Consider the following 1,662-nt stretch of genomic DNA (forward strand, 5'->3'; position numbering starts at 1 on the left):
CGTGAGCCACTGGAGCCGCAACTGCTCGGTTCCGCCCGGCTGCCCGCGCATCCCCGCCCGCCGGTGCGCGGCCGGCCAGTGCCCCGCCGTCAGCTTGACGAGCGTCGTCGCCGCCCCGGCCACCGCGACGGTCGCCCCCGCGCCGAACGCCGTGCCCGCCGAGGTGCCGTACCCGAGATCCGCACCGAAGGCCGCCGCCGCGGCCACGATCGTCACCAGCCCCGGCGTGGCCAGCGCACCGCGCGACAGCCGCGCGGACAAGGGCCGTTGAGTGGCTTCCGCCTCGTCCAGGGCGCGCACGTACGCGCCGTACTCCTCGGCGGCCTTCGCCGCCATGTCCGCCAACTCGGCACGCCCCCGCGCGAGCAGCACCGCCGCATCGGTCCGCCCGCCCGACCGGCGCACCTCCTCCTCGACCGCCCGCGTCAACAGGCCGTCGACCTCTGCCTGATGGCTGTCCCGCAGGGCTACCACTGAGCCCGGCATACGCTCCCCTTCCGAAGGTGACCGTTTCGATCTCCGGTTCTTTCCCTCAAGTCTTCCGTCTCCACGGGAAATACGGCAGCCCTGTGGATAACTCGACGCGGTGAGGGGGCGGGGAGGGATGAGTGAAGGTCAGGGCGGGGGCACGGCGAGACCGTGCCGAAGACCACGGACGGCCAGAGCGTCACGACAGAGAGCGAGTGCCGCGACGGAGAGTTGGACACATGACGCCTGTTTCGTCCATTCCGCCGAGCCCGGGGCCGAGCTGAGCGCGCCCCGGTCCCGGCCGTCTACCGCGGCCTCCTGTACCGGTGGGCCGTGGAACCCGGCCGGGGTGTGGCGGACGGATCCGTGATGGTGCGGAACAGGGATTCCATGACCGCCAGGCCGGAGGCCAGTCCGGTGAGGCGGCCCGATCCCGGATCGAGCGGTGTGCCGGTCCAGCCGGGCCCCGCCAGCATGGTCAGGGGGTGGCTGCGGGCGCCGCGTACGCCCCATTCGCAGGCGAGGAGGGCGCGCGCCACGGTCAGGTCGGCGGTCTGCCGGCACTGGGCCCACAGGACGACGGCGCACGGGCCGAGGCGCCGGACGGTGGACTCCAGGGCTTCCACCGGGACCGCGGCCCCGAAGATGCGGGTGGGCAGGCCCCGTTCCACCAGCGCCGCCCACAGGGCTTCGATGGGAAGGCAGTGCTGTTCCGTCGGCATGCAGGCCAGCACGACCGGCGGGCGGTTGTCCCCGGTCGTGGTGACGGTGGAGCGGAGGGTGGTGGACACATGCCAGGAGAGGAGGTGCTCCACCTCGACGTACGACTCTTCGGAGGCCGCCCAGTTGCGGCCGATGGCGTGCAGGGCCGGGGCGATGATCTGCTCCCAGGCGACGACGACTCCGTAGGTGTCGACCGCGGACCAGAGCTGGGCCTGCACCGCCGAGGCGTCGAGCCGTTCGGCTGCGCGTACCAGACCCCGGCTCTCCGGCCAGACCTGGCCCAGGGGCAGGTCGCGGAAACCGCCGGGGTCGCGGGGACCCGGCAGGGCCGCCTGCGGGCGGTCCGCGGGCGGGCCGGCGTCCTCCAGCGCCATACGAGCCGCTTCGGCGGGCGTGACGCCTTGTGCGGTCAGCCGGCACATGTGTTCCAGCCTGGCCACGTCGTCGGGGGTCCAGCGCCGGTGGCGGCCC

General features: G+C 73.7%; 1 protein-coding gene and 1 pseudogene. Both read right to left on the reverse strand.

What is annotated here, in order from left to right; genetic code table 11:
- A pseudogene (locus ACFU99_RS42915) lies at positions 1 to 486 on the reverse strand (hypothetical protein); the annotation flags it as partial.
- A 287-nt stretch (positions 487 to 773) separates the two neighbouring features.
- Positions 774 to 1,662, reverse strand: an 889-nt coding sequence (locus ACFU99_RS42920; protein WP_384404014.1) for a B12-binding domain-containing protein, incomplete at its 5' end; no start/stop codon positions are given.

It is taken from the genome of Streptomyces sp. NPDC057654 (assembly GCF_042800135.1).
Lineage (GTDB): Bacteria > Actinomycetota > Actinomycetes > Streptomycetales > Streptomycetaceae > Streptomyces.